Source organism: Arthrobacter sp. SLBN-122 (genome assembly GCF_006715165.1).
In the GTDB taxonomy this organism is placed as follows: Bacteria; Actinomycetota; Actinomycetes; order Actinomycetales; family Micrococcaceae; genus Arthrobacter.
The window spans coordinates 3,717,178-3,734,415 of record NZ_VFMS01000001.1; the positions used below are offsets into that span (position 1 = coordinate 3,717,178).

Below are 17,238 nucleotides of genomic sequence, written 5' to 3' on the forward strand. Positions count from 1 at the left end.
GCCGGGGGATTTGCTTGAAACTGCTAACAGCCTATGGATGCGGCATTTCCCGTCCGTGTCCGCATTGTTTCGGGCAGGTTACAGAATGCCCTGCTATGACCACGCTATCCTCCGTCCACATTGCGGTCGAGCGCTATCCACAGTGTGGGCGCACCGGGCACCCACGTGGCTCGGTAAGCTTGGACGGTGGTAGATCGCAAAGACATTGGGTCCTGGCTCAGCGGACCGGACACCTCCGGCATCTCCAAGTATCCGGGGGAACGCCTGGGCCTGCCCGAGTCCGGTCCGGGCTCCATGGCACGGGCGGGGCGCAGGATCGCAGCCATCTGCATCGACTGGGCCATCGCGCTGCTCATCAGCAACTTCGCCTTCGGCGGCGACTCCTGGGCCACCCTGGCGGTCTTCGCAATCGAGCAGATCCTCCTGGTGGGAACGCTCGGTTACAGCATCGGCCACCGCATGATGGGCATCGCGGTGGTGAAGCCGGGCGGTGGCACACCCGGGCCACTCGCGGCGCTGGTCAGGGCGGTGCTGCTCTGCCTGGTCATCCCCGCCGTGATCTTCGACCCGGACCAGCGCGGCCTGCACGACAAGGCGATGAACACGCTCCTCATCCGCCGCTAGGCGCCGAATGTCCCTTCCGGGCATCCGCACAATCCTCAACCTTGCCGGGCTTTCTGCCGGCGGAAGTTCGGCGCATTGGCAACGACCACGCCGCCGATCACGATGGCACCGCCCACCAGTTGTGCGGTGGTGTGGACGTGGCCGGCGAGGATGGTAAGGATGGCGGTGAACACCGTAATGAGGTTGAGGAACACCCCGGCGCCGCCTGCGGGCAGGACCGTCAGGGCACGGTTCCACAGCAGGTAGGACAGCACCGACGGGAAAACAGCGATAAACAGCAGTGACGCCCAGGAGTTGCCGGTTGAAGGCAGGGCCAGCCCGCCAGTGGCCAAGCGGACCGGGGCCAGCAGGGCCACCGCCACTGCCGCCTGGACTGCCGTGGCCGTAATCGGCGGAATCGTCGGGGCCCGGCGGCCGATCACCGTGTACGCGGTCCAGACAACCACGGCACCGACCATCAGCACCTCGCCGGTACCAAAGCCCGCGGTGAGCAGCCTGCCGGCATCCCCGCCGCTGATCACGATCAGGACGCCAGCCAGGGCCAGGAGGACGCCGGCCACTGACAACGGCGTCAGCCGTTCATGCAGGAAGACGGCGGCGGCAAGCGTGATGAGTGCCGGATTGAAGGCGTTGATCAGCGAAGCGTTGAACGCATCAGTGTGCACCAGGGCGACATACAGCAGGAGGTTGTAGCCGAGCAGGCCGCAGACGCTGAGCGCCACCAGCCACGGCCACGCGGCCAGGACTGAGCGCCAGTTTGGCCGCTCCACTAGTTGGGCTATGACCAGCAGCGGCACCAGCGCGATGGCCCAGCGCAGGAAGACCAGGCTCAGCGGCTCAATGCTTTGGACCGCACCGGCGCCTACGACATAGTTGCCGGCCCAGAACAGCGTTGCCCCAAGGAGGGAGAGCAGCGCGACCATGCGCCTGCGGCCCTGGGCGCGCCCGGATGGCAGCCCCGGCCTGGCGGACGACGGTTTTGAATCGATGGAGTCCACGGCTGTTGACGCGTCCGCCTATACCCGGCTGGACTCGAGGTCACCGGCGGACACTTCTGCCCCTGCGGCACTGAGGTAACCGCGCCGCCCAGCCCATCGCTCGAACAGCAGGGTGGCGAACGGGAAGATGGCGGAGAACCCCGCCAGCACCGCCACCATGAAGGGCCAGCGCTGCACCCGCCACAGCATCAGGGCAGCGACTCCGTAGCCGATGAACAGCGCACCGTGGATGGGTCCAGCCACCTGGACGCCAAGCTCACTGGTGCCCGCTATCCACTTGAAGTACATCCCGGCAAGGAGCGCTGCCCAACTGCAGGCCTCGGCCACCGCGAGGATATGGAAGGCACGGATCACGGTTGTCCTGGGGTTCATGGTCACGTCCTGTCTTAGGTTGATGGCAGGGCCAGTCGGTTGGGCAAGGGCTGCCACTCCGGCACAGGCGGCTGGCGCGCAAGAAAAAACGCCCCAGCCCGGCAGTGCCGGTACCGGGGCGTTCCGCCTGCTAGCGTCCGCGGTTGGGACGGGCCTTGTAGGGATCGATGCCCTTGGGGATGGGCATCCGGGTGCCCATCGAGGCAATGCGCTTGGAAACGGTGCTGACCTCCAGCTTGGTCAGTTCGTTCTTCATCTTGCCCATCTTCTTCGCCACCTGGCTCAGGGGCACCTGGCCTTCGCCATGTCCGGTCTGGATGGTGTGCACAGGAACGTTGGGCAGGATGCGCGCCAGGCGCTTGCGCTCGGCATCGAGCAGCGGCTTCACACGGTGGGTGGGGCCTTCGCTGACAAGGACGACGCCGGGGCGGCCAACGGCGCGGAAAACGGCATCTTGGGTGCGCGGGTTGACAGCCACAGGCTGCTCTTCAGTGATCCAGCCACGGCGGAGCGTGCCCAGGGCGGCGCCCGAGGCGCCGGGCTGGTTTTCAATCTGTGCGAAGGCGGCACGTTCGGCGCGGCGGGACAAAATAAACGTTGCCGCCAGCAGGCCCAGGGGAATGCCGATGATGAGGCCGGTAATCCAGTTATCCAGCCAGAAACCCACCAGGAAGCTGACTGCCACAACGCCCAGGAACGCCAGCAGCATGAGCCACGGAACCATGGGATCATGTCGGCGGGTCATGGTGAAGACCTCGCCGATCTGCTTGAGCCTGCTGGGCTTCTTGGCCTTTGCTTCCTTCGGCTTGCGCGTGAACAGGCCGCGCTTCACCGCGCTTGAGCCCGCCGGGGTGGAGTTGCTGGAGTCAGGGGATTTCGCCATAGTGCCTCAATTCTACGTGACTTAAACCAAAGGGCCGGACGCTGGAATGATCCGGCGTCCGGCCCGTGGCCACGTCACTGGGGGGAGGTCAGGAATGTGATGCGAGGAGGGTGGCGGCTTCCTGGCGGGTGGTGCCGGAGTCCTGGATGCCGTCGGCGATGTGGGCGAGTTCGGCGGGGATGTCCCGGCCTTTTTTCCGCATGGCGGTGGCCCAGAGGCGGCCGGCGCGGTAGGAGGAGCGGACCAGGGGCCCGGACATGACGCCGAGGAAGCCGATCTCCTGGGCTTCGTGCTGGAGGTCCACGAATTCCTGGGGTTTGACCCAGCGGTCCACGGGCAGGTGCCGTTCGGAGGGGCGGAGGTATTGGGTGATGGTGATCAGGTCGCAGCCGGCGGCGTGGAGGTCGCGGAGGGCTTCGCTGATTTCTTCGCGGGTTTCGCCCATGCCCAGGATGAGGTTGGACTTGGTGACCATGCCCAGGTTCCGGCCCTGCGTGATGACGTCCAGGGACCGTTCGTAGCGGAACGCGGGGCGGATCCGCTTGAAGATCCGGGGTACGGTTTCGACGTTGTGCGCGAAGACCTCGGGGGCGGAGTCGCAGATCGCCTTGATGTGGTCGGGGTTGCCGGAGAAGTCCGGGATGAGCAGTTCCACGCCGGTGCCGGGGTTCAGTTCGTGGATTTTGCGGACGGTTTCGGCGTAGAGCCAGACGCCTTCGTCTTCAAGGTCATCGCGGGCCACGCCGGTGACGGTGGCGTAGCGCAGGGCCATGGACTGGACAGAGCGGGCCACCTTGGTGGGTTCGAACATGTCCACGGGCGAGGGTTTGCCGGTGTCGATCTGGCAGAAGTCGCAGCGACGGGTGCATTCGGAGCCGCCGATCAGGAAGGTGGCTTCCTTGTCTTCCCAGCATTCGAAGATGTTGGGGCAGCCGGCTTCTTCGCAGACGGTGTGCAGGCCTTCCTTTTTCACCAGGTTCTTCAGCCCGACGAACTCCGGGCCCATCTGGACCTTGGCCTTGATCCATTCCGGTTTGCGCTCCACCGGGACCGCAGCATTGCGCTGCTCGATCCGCAGCATCTTCCGGCCTTCAGGTGCCAATGTCACAGTAGAGCTCCTTCAGGGCTCGAAACCAATGCTTCTTCATGTTTGCGGAATTCCTCCACGAACCGGTCCACGATATCCGCGGGCCGGATGTCCCGCCCTGTCTCCTGGGACATGGTGGTCACGCCGGCGTCAGTGATGCCGCAGGCGATGATCTGGCCGTAGGGTGCCAGGTCGTTGCTGCAGTTCATCGCAATGCCGTGCATGGTGACACCGTTCAGGACGCGGATGCCGATGGCGGCGATCTTGCGGTCCGGGCCTTTGGCATCGGCCTTGATCCAGACACCTGCGCGGCCCTTGATGCGTTCGGCAGTGATGCCGTAGTCCGCCATGACGGTGATCATGACCTCTTCCAGCCGCTCCACGTAATCGCGGATGCCGGCGCGGTTCTTCAGTTTCAGGATGGGGTAGGCAATCAGCTGGCCCGGTCCGTGCCAGGTAAGTTTGCCGCCGCGGTCCACGGCGACAACCGGCGTGCCGTCGAAAGGCCGCTCGTGGTCCTCGGTCAGCTTGCCGGCGGTGTATACGGCGGCGTGCTCCAAGAGCAGGACTGTGCTGGGCGCAACTCCGGCGACAACCTTGTCATGGAGTTCGCGCTGGGCATCCCAGCCTTCCATGTAATCAACGAAGTCGGGGGCAAGACCCAGCCGTGAAAACTCAAGAGTCATGGCATCCAGCTTAGACCCCGAAGCCGTGCCGGCCGGGTTTAGTGTCCAAGCTCACCGGCTGCCCGCTTTGTGACCGCAGCCAGGCCTGTGGATAACTTCTGCAGCGCGGCCGAAACTCGACTAGACATGCAGTATGGACGATGCACAGGCGCCGGAGGTTTCCGGTTACGACGTCGGGCGGTTGCTGGGCAGGGGTGGCAGCGCCGACGTGTGGCTGGCCAGGGAACAAGGCAGCGGCAGGGATTGCGCGCTCAAGTGCTTCCGCTCCGGAGGCAGCAGGCTCCGGGGCAGTGCAGCCCTCAGCGAGGAGGATGTGCGGCGGGAGGTCCGGATCCTGTCCGTCCTGGACCACCAGCACCTCATCAAGGCCCACGACGTGGTGCGCATGGCGGCACCCGGCGGCGGCACGGCCTTGAGCATGGATTATGCCGCCGGTGGCTCACTGGGCCAGCTGGTGGCTGCCCGTGGCAGGCTCAGCGTGGGGGAGACGGTTACCGTTCTGACCCCCATCGCCCAGGTGCTGGGTTACCTGCATGGAAAAGGGTTCACGCACTCGGATGTTTCGCCGGGGAACGTGCTGTTCACGGGGCAGGGGAAGCCGATGCTGTCCGACCTGGGTGTTGCGCGGATGCTTGGCGACCCGGGCAGCACGGGGACTGCTGGTACGGGGGGCTTCCTGGATCCGTCGCCGGTGGATGCGGTCCGCGCCGGGCTCCAGCCGGGGCGGGACATCTACTCGGTGGCCGCCCTGGGCTGGTTCTGCCTGACGGGTGAGGCCCCTGGCCGCACCGCCGACCGTCCGCCGTTGCCCCTCCTGGTTCCCGGCGTCCCCAGGGATCTTGCGGCTGCCCTGGAGGCAGGACTGAACGAGGACCGGCGGCTGCGCCCTGACGCCCTGGCCTTCGCCACGGCCGTTTACCGCAGTGCCGAACCCCAGCCCGTGGATCTTTCGGATGCGGTCCATCCCACCGTCCTGCCTGAGCTGCTGACGCGGCGGCACATTCCCGCCACGTCCAAAGGCGGCAGCCTCCGGGTGAAACTCCAGGGCCTGCGGCGGCGGGCGGTGACATCCCGCTGGTCCGACCGGTTGGTGCCGCAGGAGAACAGGGGCCAGCGGCAGTCAAAGGCGGCGCAGTCCCCTGGTAAACACGCGGATGTGCCGGCGGCCACCCGGGTTACCCGCAGGCTGCTGCATGTGATCGTCCCTGCCATTGCCGCCGCCGCGGGAATCTGGTGGCTGTCCGCGGTTTCCGGACAGTTGACGTGGCCGGACAATGCTGCAGCCGAACGGCCGGCAGTGCCGGCAAGCCCATCCGGGGACGCCGCAGTCGGGAGGCAGGCTGTTACCCCGGTGGACGATGCCCGGCAGCGGGCCGGGGCAGCTGATCCCGTGGCGGCCGTGCAGGGACTGGCGGCGCTGCGGGACTATGCGTTCAGCAGCGGCACGCTGGAGCTGCTGGCGGAGGTGAACGCCCCGGGCTCCGCTGCAGCCGCTGCCGACGAGCGCACCGCCGGCCAACTTCATGCTTCCAAGCACCGCCTGGACGGATTTAGCAGCACCCTGTCCGGGATGGCGGTGGAAGACGGCGGAACCCCGCACCAGGCCGTGGTCCGGATAACCTCGGCCACGTCCGGTTACCGCACAGTCAGCGCGGAAGGCACGGTGCTGGCGGCGGGGGCTCCCAGCGCGCCGCAGCCGATTCGGTTGGTCCTGGTCTTCGTCGACGGCCGCTGGCGGATCAGCGACATCCTTGCGGCACCAGGGTCGGGCTAGGCGCTTCCGCTCTTGCCGGCCACCCAGCGGGCTGCATCTTCCAGGCGTCCGTGCTGCCACTGGAACCCGGCCGAGGACAGGACCGCAGGCTCCATCCGCTGACTGGAGAGCAGCAACTCCTCGCCGAGGCCCGGCATGACGGTTCGCAGCACAGGAGCAGGAACCCGCAGCAGCGCCGGCCGGTGCAGGGCGTCGGCCAGGGCCGCGATGATCGTGTTGACGTCCGCTTGTTCCGGTGCAACCAGGTTCACCGGGCCGGAGATCTGGGAGTCGAGGAGGAAGAGGAAGGCGGCGGTAACGTCCGGAAGGGTGACCCAAGGCCAGAACTGGTGGCCGTTGCCGAACGGACCTCCAACACCCAGACGCAGCAGCGGAAGCAGCCTTCCGAGTGCTCCGCCGGAACGGCTAAACACTACGCCGGTCCGGGGCGTCACTACACGGACCCCTGCCGGCGCCGTCAGGGCGGCCTGCTCCCATTCAAGACAGATCTGTGCCATGACGCCTGATCCGGTCGGTGCATCCTCCCGCAGGACGGTGTTGCCGGCATCGCCGTAGTAATTCGAACCCGACTGGCTGATGAAGGTGGCCGGCGGGGCATCCAGCTGCGCCATCGCGTGCACCAATGTCCTGGTGGGCCCCAGCCGGGAACTGAACAGTTCCTCCACCCGCTTCCGCGTCCACGGCCTGTCTCCGATGCCTGCGCCGGAGAGGTTGACCACGGCATCTGCCCCGGCCAGCGCGGCCGGATCCAGGATGCCGGCGGCGGGGTCCCAGCGGATTTCGGCGGGGCCGGCGGGCGGCCGGCGGACCAGGGTCGTCACCGAGTGGCCTGCGCCGCGGAAGGCTGCGGACATGGAAGTGCCGATGAGCCCGGAGGCGCCGGCCATGACGATATGCATGGTCCCATCTCACCACGGCAGCGCGCGTTGTGTACCTCCCGCTGCGCAGGTAAGGGGTTGACTATGATCGAACGATGACCTCTTCGAGCTACTTCCGTTTCCCGCATGTGCACGGCGATCTGGTCACTTTCGTGGCCGAGGACGACGTGTGGATTGCGCCCCTGGACGGCGGCCGCGCCTGGCGTGTCTCGTCGCTCCAGCTTCCTGCCCGCAACCCGCGTTTCAGCCCGGACGGCAAGTGCCTGGTGTGGACGGTTGTGCAGGGAACGGCGCCGGAAGTCGTGTCGGCACAGGTCGACGGCGGCGGGTACCGGCAGCTCACCTACTTTGGGCACAGCACGACGAAGGTTAAGGGATTCACCGCCGGCGGTTCCGTGGTGGTCACCAGCGCCTTCCGCCAGGCTGAGAGCCGGCACACCCACGCCTACAGCGTCCCCCTGGAGGGTGGCTGGGCGCAGGAGCTCCCTTACGGCCCGGTGGAGTCCGTCGCTTTCGGACCCGAGGTCGGCGATGAACGGCCCGTGGTGCTGGCGAGCGTGCTGTCGCGTGAACCGGCATGGTGGAAGCGGTACCGGGGCGGGACGGCCGGCAAGTTATGGATCGACCGCGACGGCAACGGTGAGTTCGAGCGCCTGGTGCCGGACCTTGACGGCAACCTCACCGATCCGCTGTGGGTGGACGGCCGGATCGCCTTCCTGTCCGACCATGAAGGGTACGGCAACCTGTACTCGGTCCTTCCCAGTGGAAAGGACCTGCGCCGCCACACCGACCACCAGGACTTATATGTCCGGCATGCCGCCACGGACGGCAAGCGGGTCATCTTCGAATCCGCCGGTGAACTCTGGGTCCTCCGTGATCTTGGCTCGGATCCGGTAAAGCTGGATATCACCCTCGGCTCGGCCACGCAGACCAGGCGTCCTGCCCTCCTTGATGCCGTCAAGCACCTCGGTGCGGTGGCGCCGGACGTGGCAGGTTGCGCCAGCGCTGTGGAGTCGCACGGGACCATCCACTGGCTGCGGCACAAGGATGGCCCGTCCCGCATCATCGAGGCCACCCCGGGAGTCCGCGGCCGGCTGCCGCGGCCGCTGGGGGACGGCCGCATCGCTTACATCGCTGACCACGACAACGTGGAAGCACTGCACATCAAGGACATTGCCGCGCCGGTTCCGCACATTGCCGGTCACGCGGGGCCAGGCACCACCCAGGCCGCTGCAGCAGCGGAAACACCAGCCTCAACAACCCCGGGTTCCGGAGACACAGCAGAGACCGGCGCGGCGGGGAATGAAACGGTGAGCCTGCCGCAGCCTGTTCCCGCGGCCGGCGCGGCGGTGCTGGCGGGAGGCCAGTCCCACGTTGCCGCAGACGACGAACAGCAGGCAGATGTGGCACCGGCCCCGGCTGACGCCCCGGAACCCGCGGCAGGGGCAGGCATCACCGTCCCCACGCCGTCACGCGCCAGTTCGCTGGAAGCAAGCCCGGACGGACGCTGGCTTGCCCTCGGGACATCCTTTGGCGACGTTTACGTCCTGGACACCCGCAGCGGCGACCTCACGCAGGTGGCAAGCATCGGCGAAGGCAGCATTTCCGAACTGGCGTGGTCTGCGGACTCGCGCTGGCTGGCCTGGTCTGAACCGGTCACGTCCTTTGGTTCGCGCAGCCGGCTGCGGCTGGCCACCGTCGACCGGCTCGACGCCGAACCGGTGGACGTGACCGATGGCCGTTTCCGTGACGCCTCGCCGGCTTTCACCCCGGACGGCAGGTTCCTCGCCTTCCTGTCCAACCGCAGCTTCGATCCCGTGTACGACGGACATTCGTTCGACCTCTCCTTCCCCAGCCCCATCAAGCCATATCTGGTGGCACTCTCCGCAGAGACGCCGTCGCCCTTTGGCCCCTCCGTTGACGCCGCGGGTGCGGAGCCGGAGACCGCCACGAACGCGGATGCCGCGGCCGGCGGCGACGGAGAGGAAAATGACGTGCCTGCCGTCCATGTGGACGCGGAGGGACTGGCGCACCGGGTCATCAGTGTTCCCGTACCCCAGGGCAACTACAGCTCGCTCGAAGCCGTTGAGGGCGGACTCCTCTGGCTCGACTCCGCCCTGGCCGGCGTAACCGGCGACGGAAAGGCCAGCCAGGAGGACAAGGACGCCCGCCCCAGCCTGGTCCGGTATGACATCGCACGGCGCAAACAGACCACCCTGGTGGATGCCGTGGACAGCTACCGCCTCTCCGGCGACCGCAGCAAGGTGGCAGTGATTGCCGACAAACAGGTCACCGTGGTTCCATCGGACGCCAAGTCGGACGAAGACTCCGGCAAGGTGGTCAGGGTTGACCTTGGCCGGATCCGCGTCCTCATGGACCCGCTCAGCGTCTGGGGCCAGGCCTTCGATGAGGCCTGGCGGCTGCAGCGCGACTTCTTCTGGACCGAGGACATGGCCGGTCAGGACTGGGACTCCATCCATGCCCGCTACCGCCCCCTGGTTCAGCGGCTGGGCTCGCACGATGACCTGGTGGACCTGCTGTGGGAACTGCACGGCGAGCTGGGGACGTCCCACGCGTACGTGCGCCCCGCCCCGGTTACCGAACGCGGCAGCCGGGGACAGGGCAGGCTCGGCGCCGACCTCGCGCACACCACCCGCGGCTGGGAAATCACCCGCATCCTGGCGGGCGAGTCCTCCGACCCCCTCGCGACATCACCGCTCACCAGGCCGGGCGTGGGTGCCAAGGCGGGGGACATCCTGCTGGCCATCGACGGCGTCCCGCTGTCCGACAGCGTCACCCCGGCCATGCAGCTGGTGGGCGCAGCGGGCCGCGCCGTGGAGCTGACCCTCCTCAACGGCCCGGGGCACGGTGCTGCTGAAGGCACCCAGCGCCGGGTCGCCGTCGTGCCCGTCAAGGATGAGGAACGCCTGCGCTACCAGGAATGGGTGGCCGGCAACCGGCGGACCGTCCGGGAAGCCTCCAGTGGAACGTTCGGGTACCTCCACATTCCGGACATGATGGCCAACGGCTGGGCGCAGCTGCACCGCGACCTCGATACGGAAACAGCGCTCGACGGCCTGATCGTCGACGTCCGCCGCAACCGTGGCGGACACACGTCGCAGCTTGTGGCGGAACTGATTGGCCGCAAGGTCACCGGGTGGAGCATGCCGCGCGGGGAGAAACCGCGCACGTACCCGCACCACGCGCCCAGGGGGCCGGTGATCATCCTTGCGGACGAGTTTGCCGGATCCGACGGCGACATCATCACCCAGGTGTCGAAGCTGCGGGGCATCGGCCCGGTCATCGGAACACGGACCTGGGGCGGTGTGGTGGGCATCGACAACCGCTTCGCGCTGGCGGACGGCACGGGCGTCACCCAGCCCCGCTACGCCAACTGGTTCAGCGGCGGCATTGGCTGGGGCGTGGAGAACTACGGCGTTGATCCGGACATCGAAGTGGCCTACCCGCCGCACGCCTACGCCGCCGGCCGTGATCCGCAACTGGAGTACGGCATTGGGGCGCTGAAGGAAATGATCCAGGAACTGCCCACCGACCGGCCGCCGGCCCGCGCAGGGTACCGCCGGCTGAAGCCCGCACCGCTGCCGGCCCGCCGGCAGGGGAGCCAGCAGCCGTAGCTCCAGGGGTAACCAAAAGGCCCTGCCCGGCCGGGAAATCTTCCGGCCGGGCAGGGCGTTTTGTTTAGCTGGGGAGCGGCCTAGGCCTCGAGCGTGGCGTCCAGGGTGATGTCGATGCTGGCGAGGGCGCCGGAGACGGGGCAGCCCACCTTGGCGTCCGTTGCGATCTTCTGGAACTCATCTTCCGAGATGCCGGGGACGCGGGCTGACATGGTCAGGTGGCTGCCGGTGATGCCCGTGCCCGGCACGAAAGTAACATCTGCCTTGGTGCGCACTTCCTCCGGTGTGTGGCCTGCATTGGCAAGTTCATTGCTAAAGGCCATGGAGAAGCAGGCAGCGTGGGCTGCAGCGATCAGCTCTTCCGGGCTCGTCTTGCCGTTGGCCGCTTCAGTCCTGGCCTTCCACGTGACATCGAAGGTGCCCAGGCCTGAGGTGGCCAGGCTGGTGGTGCCGGAACCCTCCGTCAGGTTGCCGTTCCATACTGCGTTTGCTGAACGTGTTGCTGCCATGTCACTCCTCAGATTGATCCTTACCGGGGCAGGCTGTTGCCACGACCCCGCCGCTACCCATCCTAGGGATTCGGCACCCCGGGCGCACGGGTTGTCCGCTGTCAGAGGATTGTGACCATGGCGTTAAAACGCCGGCGGCGGCGCCCCCGGGGAAGGGGGGCGCCGCCGCCTACGTGCGGATGCAACCGCTTACTGCCAGAGGGTGGCGATGGCGATGTTGATCAGCGCCAGTCCGCCGACGCCGTGCGCCAGGCCGGTGGAGACGGGCTGCCCGTTCTTGACCTTGCGCGTTCCAATAACGGCCAGGACGGCAACCACGACGGCGATGACGAACTTGATGCCCAGCTTGGCGTAGTTCGGGTCGGAGTCCGGGAGGAACGGCAGGATGCCCATCATGGCGATGCCGGTGAGGAGCTGCAGGAAGGCGCCGTCACGCTGGCGCGGGTGCACCGTGGGGGTCCGCATCGTGGCGATCCAGTAGCCCACGATCATGGCGGCTCCCACGACGTGCAGGAAGACCAGGATGTTGAAGAGAATATTCATGGCTCCAGCTTAGCCAGTCAGTTCTACAGCTCGTAGCAAAGCCACGCGGACGACGGCCCGGGGCGGCCGCGGGCTGCTTGACGTTAAACCGCGACGGCGGTGCCGGCTGCGGGAGGTTCCCACCCGTGCCGGCACCGCCGTCGTTGTACTGCTGTGAAGGTTACAGCCCCAGGTCCGCTTCGAAGGCGCCTTCTTCAAGGCGTGCCTTCAGGGTCTGGAGGAACCGGCCGGCGTCGGCACCGTCCACCAGGCGGTGGTCGTACGTCAGGGACAGGTACATCATGGAGCGGATGGCGATTGAGTCGTCACCGTTTTCGTCAGAAACCACAACGGGCCGCTTGACGATGGCGCCGGTTCCCAGGATGCCCACCTGCGGCTGGTTGATAATCGGGGTGTCGAACAGCGCGCCCACCGAACCGATGTTGGTGATGCTGAACGTGCCGCCGGACAGCTCGTCGGGGCCGATCTTGCCGTCGCGGGTGCGGGAGGCAACATCGGCGATCTTGCCGGCCAGGCCGGCAAGATTCAGGTTGCCGGCGTCGGCGATGACCGGAACCAGCAGGCCCTTGTCGGTGTCGACGGCGATGGCCAGGTGTTCGGCGTTGTGGTAGGTGATTTCCTGCTTTTCCTCGTCGTACGCAGCGTTGAGCTTGGGGTGCTGCTTGAGGGCCTCGGCCACAGCCTTGGCGATGAAGGGCAGGAACGTCAGCTTGGTGCCGTTCTGGGCCTGGAACGAGTTCTTGGCCCGGGCGCGCAGCTTGGCGACCTTGGTCATGTCTACTTCGTGGACCTGGGTCAGCTGGGTGGAGATCTCCAGGGATTCGCGCATGCGCCGGGCGATGACCTGGCGGATGCGGGGAGCCTTCTGGGTGGTGCCGCGCAGGGAGGAAACAGCTCCAGCCGATGCGGCCGGTGCGGACGCGGAAGGAGCTGCGGCCGGAGCGGCAGCGGGAGCGGCCTTGGCCTCAGCGGCGGCCATGACGTCCTGCTTGCGGATGCGGCCGCCAACGCCGGTGCCGGAGAGCGAGGAGATGTCCACGCCGTGCTGGTTGGCCAGCTTGCGGACCAGGGGAGTGACGTAGCCGGACTCGGAGCCACCGGCCGGTGCCGCCTCCTGGACTGCGGGAGCAGCAGCGGGAGCGGGGGCCGCCTTCGGAGCTTCCTGGGCGGGTGCCGGTGCAGCAGCAGCCGGGGCTTCCTGCTTGGGTGCTTCCTGCTTGGGGGCCTCCTGCTGCGGAGCGGCAGCCGGGGCCGGTGCAGCCTGCGGAGCAGGAGCAGCGGCAGCGCCGGAACCGATGACGGCAAGCACGGAACCGACTTCAGCGGTCTCGTCCTCGTTGACCCGGATTTCCTGCAGCGTGCCGGCAACCGGGGACGGAATCTCGGTGTCCACCTTGTCCGTGGAGACCTCCAGCAGGGGCTCGTCGACCTCCACCTGGTCGCCAACGGCCTTGAGCCAGCGGGTGACGGTTCCTTCGGTGACGCTTTCGCCCAGTGCGGGGAGGGTGACCTCGTGGCTTTCGCCGCCGCCGGCAGCCGGCGGTTCCTGTGCGGGGGTTTCCTGTGCAGGTGCTTCCTGGGCGGGAGCTGCCTCAGCCGGGGCTTCCTGCGTGGGAGCTGCTTCTGCGGGGGCCTCCTGGGCGGCTGCGGCAGCGGGAGCTTCTTCCGCAGGAGCGGAGCCGCCGCCGGAGCCGTCACCGATGCGCACCAGGGGTGCGCCTACCTCGGCGGTCTCGTCTTCGGCGACCAGGATTTCTTCAATCACGCCAGCTACGGGAGAGGGGATTTCAGTGTCTACTTTGTCGGTGGAGACTTCGAGCAGCGGCTCGTCCACCTCTACCCGGTCACCTACCTGCTTGAGCCAGCGGGTGACGGTTCCTTCGGTGACACTCTCACCGAGGGCGGGCAAGTTAACGGATTCAGACATGTCGTCCCCGTTCTCCTTATTGATCTGTAGTGCGAATGATTGCTGCCTTGTTGGAAGCCTAGTGCACCCGGTCTGGACGACCGGGTGCACCGGGCCTGGTAATGCTGGGGAAACCTAGCCGTGCAGCGGCTTGCCGGCCAGCGCCAGGTGGGCTTCGCCGAGGGCTTCGTTCTGGGTGGGGTGGGCGTGCACCAGCTGTGCCACGTCCTCCGGGTAGGCTTCCCAGTTCACGATCAGCTGGGCCTCGCCCACCTGCTCGCCCATGCGTGCGCCGATCATGTGGACGCCCACCACGGGGCCGTCCTTCTGGCGGACCAGCTTGACCAGGCCGGAGGTGCCCAGGATGGAGCTCTTGCCGTTGCCGGCCAGGTTGTATTCCTGGGTCTGCACCTGGTCTTCGCCGAACTTTTCCTTGGCAGCCTTTTCGGTGTAGCCGACGGTGGCGATTTCGGGTTCGGAGTAGGTGACCTTGGGGATGTTGATGTCCTCGACCACCACGGGCTTCAGGCCGGCGATTTCCTCGGCCACGAAGATGCCCTGCTGGTAGCCGCGGTGGGCCAGCTGCACGCCCGGGACGATGTCGCCCACGGCGTAGATGTTGCCCACGCCGGTGTGCAGGCGTTCGTTGGTGATGACGAAGCCGCGGTCGATGGTGACGCCGGCTTCCTCGTAGCCCAGGTTGGCCGTGACGGGGCCGCGGCCGACGGCGACCAGCAGCAGGTCCGCTTCGAACGTCTTGCCGTCCACCAGGGTGACCTTGACGCCGTCGTCATTCTGCTCGACGCCCTGGAAGAAGACGCCGGTGGAGAACTTGATGCCGCGCTTCTTGAAGGCGCGTTCGAAGTTCTTGATGATCGTTGCGTCCTCGTTGGGAACGAGGGAGGGCAGGCCTTCGACGATGGTGACGTCCACGCCGAACGACTTCCAGACCGAGGCGAACTCGACGCCGATGACGCCGCCGCCCAGGATGATGGCGCTCTTGGGGATGAAGTCCATGGTCAGGGCCTGGTCGGAGGTGATGACCTTGCCGCCGATTTCCAGGCCGGGAAGGGTGCGCGAGTAGGAGCCGGTGGCCAGGACGATGTTTTTGCCCTTGTATGCGGTGCCGTTCACCACGACCGTGTCGGTGCCCTGCAGCTTGCCTTCACCTTCGATGACGGTGATGCCCTTGGACTTGATGAGCCCCTGCAGGCCCTTGAACTTGCCGGCGATGATGCCGTCCTTGTACGCGTTGACAGCGTTGATGTCGATGCTGTCGAGGGTGACGTTCACGCCGTACTTGGCGGAGTCACGGGCGTGGTCGGCCAGCTCTGCGGAGTGCAGCAGTGCCTTGGTGGGGATGCAGCCGTTGTGGAGGCAGGTCCCGCCCAGCTTGCCCTTCTCCACGAGGCCGACGGTGAGGCCGAGCTGTACTCCGCGCAGCGCCGCAGCGTAACCGCCGCTGCCGCCACCGAGTACCAGGATGTCGAATTCTTGCGCAGTTGCCTGATCGGCCACTAAAACGCTCCCTCGCGTGAACGATGACGCGTTCTGCGCGCATCATCTGGTCTTGGAACTTGCACTGCCGTGATTATGTCAGCAGGGCAACTCTCTTGCATTTGTGACTACCGTGGTTCACCTTAGCGAACCACCTATCCATGCTCCACCTTGGCGCTGTGTTTGTGGAGCGCTTGTGTCCAGTGTCACGCGGCTCTGTGGCACAGGAATCACTGCACCTCAGAGCCGCGTGACACAGGCGCTGGGGCCTTCGTCCAGGCAGCTTTTCAGGCCGCGGCCAGGATGTCCTCGACGTAGGCGACCAGGGTACGGACAGTGCATCCGGTGCCCTGCTTGTGGGTGTAGCCGTAGGGGCTGCCGTTGTTAAAGGACGGCCCCGCGATATCGATGTGCGCCCAGGGGATCTGTTCGCCCGCCTTGTCCTTACCCACGAACTCACGCAGGAACACAGCAGCGGTCATCATGCCGCCGTGACGTTCGCCAATGTTGGCCAGGTCCGCCACCTGGGAATCCAGGCTGGGGCGCAGTTCCTCCGGCAGGGGCATGGGCCAGACAAGCTCGCCGGCGCGGTCGGCCGCTGCCTTAAGGGCGTCCGTGACGCTCTCCGAACCCATGACACCGGCGGTGCGGTTGCCCAGTGCGATGAGCTGCGCGCCGGTCAGCGTGGCCACGTCGATGATGGCGTCCGGGTATTCGCGGCTGGCAGCGACGATGCCGTCCGCCATCACCAGGCGGCCTTCGGCGTCGGTGTTGAGGACCTCCACCGTCTTGCCGCCGAACATGGTCAGCACATCGGCAGGGCGGGATGCGCCGCCGCCGGGCATGTTCTCTGCGATGCACAGCCAGGCGGTGGCCTTCACCGGCAGGCCCAGGCCGGCGAGGGCCAGGACAGTATTAAGCACGACGGCGGCGCCCGCCATGTCGCTCTTCATGTCACCCATGTTCAGGGCCGGCTTGAGGGAGATGCCGCCGGTGTCGAACGTGATGCCCTTGCCCACGAGGGCAATTTTGGCGGTGGCCTTGGCGGGGGAGTACTCGACCTTGACCAGCCGCGGCTGCCGGGTGGAGCCCTTGCCGACGCCCATGATGCCGCCGAAGCCTTCCTTCTCAAGGCGCTTCTCATCCCAGACCGTGACCTTGACGGGGAGCCCCTTGGCGAGGTCCTTGGCGGCCTCGGCAAAGGACTCCGGGTACAGGTGGCTCGGCGGCGTGTTGACCAGGGACCGGGTGGCGTTGACGGCCTTGGCCACTAATCCGGCCCGCTTCAGGGCGAAGTCCAGGCCCGTGCTGCCTGCCAGCTCCGTGAAGATGACGGCATTGCGGACGGGATCCTTGAGCCCGTCCGTGGAAGTCCGGAACTCGGTGAAGGAATAGGCGCCCAGCGCGGCACCCTCGGCAACGGCCGTGACACCCTGCACGGTTGCCGTCGGGAATGCCAGCGTCACCGTGGGGAGCCCGGCCAGCTGCCGGATGGCCGATCCCGCCGCCCGGCGGAGCGCTTCGCCGGCAAGCGGGCTGCTGTCGGACACCTTTCCCACCCCGGCGAGGACCAGGATTCCGGCGCCGGTCTCGGGCAGGCCGGGGAGGCGGACCAGCTGGTCTGCCGCGCCGGTCATCCCAAGCGCCTTCAGCGAGTCAGCGAGTGCCTCCGCGGACTTCGCGGTCAGCGGGTTGTCCAGCAGGACCGGCCCGTCGCTTCCCTGCCCCACCCCGATGACCACTGCGTCGCTGGGGTTCTTCTTAAGGTCCCGCGAGACGGTACTAAGGTTGATTTCAGTATTCTTGACCACAGGGATGAGTCCTCAATTCTCGAAACGTTCGGGCA

The 17,238-nt window shown here is 66.9% G+C and carries 14 protein-coding genes; 3 read left to right on the forward strand and 11 right to left on the reverse strand.

What is annotated here, in order from left to right; translation table 11 throughout:
• Positions 1 to 186 precede the first annotated feature (186 nt).
• Complete coding sequence (locus tag FBY36_RS17090) at positions 187 to 624, forward strand: RDD family protein (protein ID WP_142121327.1); 438 nt, start codon at positions 187 to 189, stop codon at positions 622 to 624.
• Between the two features lie 35 nt (positions 625 to 659).
• On the opposite strand, the gene FBY36_RS17095 is transcribed toward FBY36_RS17090, so the two are convergent.
• From FBY36_RS17095 to lipB, 5 genes are all read right to left on the reverse strand, one after another.
• Positions 660 to 1,622 (reverse strand): DMT family transporter, encoded by a 963-nt coding sequence (locus FBY36_RS17095; protein ID WP_235008879.1) that lies wholly within the window; start codon positions 1,620 to 1,622, stop codon positions 660 to 662.
• A gap of 18 nt (positions 1,623 to 1,640) precedes the next feature.
• Positions 1,641 to 1,994: a DUF3817 domain-containing protein gene (locus FBY36_RS17100; RefSeq protein WP_142121329.1), complete on the reverse strand. Its 354-nt coding sequence runs from the start codon at positions 1,992 to 1,994 to the stop codon at positions 1,641 to 1,643.
• 130 nt (positions 1,995 to 2,124) lie between these two features.
• Entirely contained in the window at positions 2,125 to 2,877 is a 753-nt protein-coding gene (locus tag FBY36_RS17105; protein ID WP_142121331.1) for a DUF4191 domain-containing protein, read from the reverse strand.
• Between the two features lie 88 nt (positions 2,878 to 2,965).
• Positions 2,966 to 3,985, reverse strand: a complete 1,020-nt coding sequence (lipA, locus tag FBY36_RS17110; RefSeq protein ID WP_142121333.1) for a lipoyl synthase — start codon at positions 3,983 to 3,985, stop codon at positions 2,966 to 2,968.
• A complete protein-coding gene (lipB, locus tag FBY36_RS17115) occupies positions 3,982 to 4,650 on the reverse strand; it encodes a lipoyl(octanoyl) transferase LipB (RefSeq protein WP_142121335.1) in 669 nt (222 codons plus the stop codon). Before lipB ends, lipA begins: the two co-directional genes overlap by 4 nt.
• Positions 4,651 to 4,783: 133 nt before the next feature.
• Here lipB and FBY36_RS17120 point away from each other — a divergent pair, with 133 nt between their 5' ends.
• Positions 4,784 to 6,424, forward strand: coding sequence for a protein kinase domain-containing protein (locus FBY36_RS17120; protein WP_142121337.1), 1,641 nt, complete (start codon positions 4,784 to 4,786; stop codon positions 6,422 to 6,424).
• Here the strand turns inward: FBY36_RS17120 and FBY36_RS17125 are convergent.
• Positions 6,421 to 7,323, reverse strand: coding sequence for a TIGR01777 family oxidoreductase (locus tag FBY36_RS17125; protein ID WP_142121339.1), 903 nt, complete (start codon positions 7,321 to 7,323; stop codon positions 6,421 to 6,423). The genes FBY36_RS17120 and FBY36_RS17125 overlap by 4 nt on opposite strands.
• 74 nt (positions 7,324 to 7,397) lie before the next feature.
• Between FBY36_RS17125 and FBY36_RS17130 the strand changes: the two genes are divergently transcribed.
• Entirely contained in the window at positions 7,398 to 10,937 is a 3,540-nt protein-coding gene (locus FBY36_RS17130) for a S41 family peptidase (protein ID WP_142121341.1), read from the forward strand.
• 80 nt (positions 10,938 to 11,017) lie between these two features.
• On the opposite strand, the gene FBY36_RS17135 is transcribed toward FBY36_RS17130, so the two are convergent.
• The 5 genes from FBY36_RS17135 to FBY36_RS17155 form a co-directional block, all read right to left on the reverse strand.
• Positions 11,018 to 11,446, reverse strand: coding sequence for an OsmC family protein (locus tag FBY36_RS17135; RefSeq protein WP_142121343.1), 429 nt, complete (start codon positions 11,444 to 11,446; stop codon positions 11,018 to 11,020).
• Between the two features lie 189 nt (positions 11,447 to 11,635).
• On the reverse strand, positions 11,636 to 11,989 hold the full coding sequence (locus tag FBY36_RS17140; RefSeq protein WP_142121345.1) for a hypothetical protein: 354 nt from the start codon (positions 11,987 to 11,989) through the stop codon (positions 11,636 to 11,638).
• 160 nt (positions 11,990 to 12,149) lie between these two features.
• Positions 12,150 to 13,916, reverse strand: coding sequence for a 2-oxoglutarate dehydrogenase, E2 component, dihydrolipoamide succinyltransferase (gene sucB, locus FBY36_RS17145; protein WP_142121347.1), 1,767 nt, complete (start codon positions 13,914 to 13,916; stop codon positions 12,150 to 12,152).
• A 114-nt stretch (positions 13,917 to 14,030) separates the two neighbouring features.
• Positions 14,031 to 15,413 carry a dihydrolipoyl dehydrogenase gene (gene lpdA, locus FBY36_RS17150; RefSeq protein WP_142121349.1) on the reverse strand — a complete coding sequence of 461 codons (1,383 nt, stop codon included), beginning with the start codon at positions 15,411 to 15,413 and terminating at the stop codon, positions 14,031 to 14,033.
• Between the two features lie 266 nt (positions 15,414 to 15,679).
• Positions 15,680 to 17,203: a leucyl aminopeptidase gene (locus tag FBY36_RS17155; protein WP_142121351.1), complete on the reverse strand. Its 1,524-nt coding sequence runs from the start codon at positions 17,201 to 17,203 to the stop codon at positions 15,680 to 15,682.
• Positions 17,204 to 17,238 lie beyond the last annotated feature (35 nt).